The organism is Aurantibrevibacter litoralis, from assembly GCF_034651555.1.
Taxonomy (GTDB): Bacteria; Bacteroidota; Bacteroidia; order Flavobacteriales; family Flavobacteriaceae; genus Aurantibrevibacter; species Aurantibrevibacter litoralis.
Map to the genome: position 1 here is coordinate 1 of NZ_JAYEEQ010000049.1, position 2,610 is coordinate 2,610.

At 32.4% G+C, this 2,610-nt stretch carries 5 protein-coding genes; 1 reads left to right on the top strand and 4 read right to left on the bottom strand.

Going from position 1 to position 2,610, the window contains the following annotated elements; all coding sequences use genetic code 11:
• Positions 1–40: 40 nt before the first annotated feature.
• From U1E44_RS16715 to U1E44_RS16730, 4 genes are all read right to left on the bottom strand, one after another.
• Positions 41–211 carry a hypothetical protein gene (locus U1E44_RS16715; protein ID WP_322932256.1) on the bottom strand — a complete coding sequence of 57 codons (171 nt, stop codon included), beginning with the start codon at positions 209–211 and terminating at the stop codon, positions 41–43.
• A gap of 279 nt (positions 212–490) precedes the next feature.
• Positions 491–1,012 carry a hypothetical protein gene (locus tag U1E44_RS16720; RefSeq protein WP_322932257.1) on the bottom strand — a complete coding sequence of 174 codons (522 nt, stop codon included), beginning with the start codon at positions 1,010–1,012 and terminating at the stop codon, positions 491–493.
• Between the two features lie 156 nt (positions 1,013–1,168).
• Complete coding sequence (locus tag U1E44_RS16725; RefSeq protein WP_322932258.1) at positions 1,169–1,870, bottom strand: hypothetical protein; 702 nt, start codon at positions 1,868–1,870, stop codon at positions 1,169–1,171.
• A 188-nt stretch (positions 1,871–2,058) separates the two neighbouring features.
• Positions 2,059–2,457, bottom strand: a complete 399-nt coding sequence (locus U1E44_RS16730) for a hypothetical protein (protein ID WP_322932259.1) — start codon at positions 2,455–2,457, stop codon at positions 2,059–2,061.
• A 1-nt stretch (position 2,458) separates the two neighbouring features.
• Between U1E44_RS16730 and U1E44_RS16735 the strand changes: the two genes are divergently transcribed.
• Positions 2,459–2,581 (top strand): hypothetical protein, encoded by a 123-nt coding sequence (locus U1E44_RS16735; protein WP_322932260.1) that lies wholly within the window; start codon positions 2,459–2,461, stop codon positions 2,579–2,581.
• Positions 2,582–2,610 lie beyond the last annotated feature (29 nt).

Genomic DNA, 2,610 nt, shown 5'->3' on the forward strand with positions numbered 1-2,610 from the left:
ATTTCTTGTATTTCATCTTTCAAATGTATTAGTTTGAAATTTAAAATATCACTCCGAACTTATTGGGGGCTAAAGTATAAGTAATGTTGCTACTTAAAAAGTAAATAGCTCCAACTGTTGCAGCAATGCCAATAATGGTTCTGATGGTTCGGTCTTGCCAACCGATGTTTCTGTTGTAGGAATATGTAATTCCTTTGATTAAATTGTTCATTATATTTCTTTTAGTCCTTCCACTTCGTGTGGAATTACTATTGAAACAACAGAACTTGTCAGGTGTGACAAAACTTTATAAAATAATTTGTTTGAACGTCTCTTGTCGAATTTTCGGGTCTCGTTTTACAATGACCGCTAACGGTTTGCGCATATGGTTTGTGGCGGGCAAACAAGCGCAAATTTTTCGGATTGGTAATTACGTTTATAAAAATACAAAAACTTTGCTTTTAGCACTTATTCCGCCATAAACTATATGCGCTGTTAGCCATAGTTTTTTTTAAAATTTAGTTCGAGATTTTTCACCTTTTATAAAATCAAACTTGCCATAAAATTCGGGACTATTTAAAATACTTTTCAAGTCATTTTTGGAAGTCCTGTTTCTTATAAGTATTTCAAAATCATATTTTTTTCCTGACTTTTCAGTTATTTCAAGGTAGTTTTTATTTCCGAATATTGAGTGAGTTGTCCAACTCCCATAATCCATATATTTTAGATAAATGTTTTCAAGTTCATTCAGGGCAATACTTTTAATTTCGCCATTTTCAATAAACTCAATTATGTTAGTTGAAATTTTTAGATTTCCGATTTTTTTCGGTTTAATTAAAGATTGTCCGAATAAAAAATAAGTTCCTAATAAATAAATAGTTAAAGCTAAATATTTCAAATATGTATTTTGATTCTCTTTGTCATAAAAAAAAATATAAAATGTTGAAAATAAATAAAGAATTCCAAATACAATCATAAAGATTTTATTGAATTCCTTTGTTTTTACTATTTCAGTTTCAAATTCTGTTGTCATTTTTCTTAAATTATGGCTAACGTTTATGTATAAGATTAGTGGCGTGTTTAAGCACCTAATTTAGCAAATAAACACCAGATAGAAAATCCGCGAGGATTTTCGTAAGTAGGCGAGAACTAGCCATTAATTTTATAATGTGTTGGGCATAGTATTTTATTAATCCAATGTTGTTTTCCTTATAAGGTGAATTCCGCCAATTTCGTAAGCAACACTTATTGGAATGGGTTTACCTTTTAAGTTAAAACTTCCGTTTTGAAAAGGTGTAATCCTTTCATCGATAAGGAAAAAATATTCTTCTTTATTTGTCAAAACATTTAAATTACTATTCGTAAGTTCTATTTGTTCAAAATATTCAACAATTCCGAGTTTGTTAAGTTCTGGAATTGTTATTTTTTTTGAGTTTATTTCACACACGTGTTTTTCCCCAAGTCCAGGCATTCCAAACCAAGGCATTGCTTGTCCGACTTGTAATGAGATTTTTGAAGTATCTCCCTCAAATAGAAAGTGCTTAACTTTAAAAGTTTCAAATTCAGGTGGTAAGGATTTTTTCGGAAATGGCTCTTCTGCTTTCCAAAAGAACATAACTTTATTTTGCCAACCTTGGTCATTTGGGTCATTGCAAACTAAATTGTCAGTCCAATAGTGCATATAAAGTTGACTAGCACGCAAAAGAATAGTTGATTTTTCAATACTGTTTTTTTGCTCGGTTGTTAAATCTCTGATTATTTTATATCCAGAATTATTGTCTACAGCAACAAATTTATCTCCTTCGTTTAACTGAACTTTTTCTTTTTCAATTTCATCTTTTTGTTCAGTTTTCGAATCCTTTTTTCCGAACAATTTGTCAAATATTCCCATTAATTTATGTCAATTAGTTTCTCGTTTTGTACTGTCGTTTATATTATGCCCAACGGCTCGGGTATGAAACGTAGGGCATTTCGAAGCACTTAACTGTCCGCCCGAGACCGATCTTGCTAAGAAACCGAAACTTGCGGAAACCACCGTCCGCCCTATGTTTTATACCCATTGTTGTGCGGTCGGCTTTTTTATTTTTTCAATGTTTCGTTCAATATCGGAAATTCGTTTTCAATTCTTTTGTCGTCCATAATTCCATCATGATTATTGTCACCGTATGAAAGTCCTACTCTGATTAAACTCCGAAGTCCTTTAATTTCATTTCTGTCAAGTCGAAGTACCATTTGATTAAATTTTTCTTCTCCAACTTGATAAATTATTTGAGTCAAAACGAATCCTAAGTCATAGCAGCCCGCACCACCCCCACAGGGGAAATTTGTCAATTTCGGTATGGCTTTTTCATTTTCGCTCAAGGCGTCTTGAATTAGGTTTCTTAATTCCTTGTTGGTTCCGTAGTCTTGATGAATGTAAAGTGTCTCGGCAATAATAATTCCGTTCGTCTCTTTTTCTTTACAACTAATCAAAGTCAAAGTGCAAAGCAGAATTGATATTGTCAGAACTCGTGTCATCTATGGATTGTCGTCTTTTTTAGCTGCCGCACAACGTTTTGGCTATGAGCAGTTGGGGATTTCTTACCCTAATTTTTCAGTATAGCACTGACCTTTATTTTATCCACTATATTT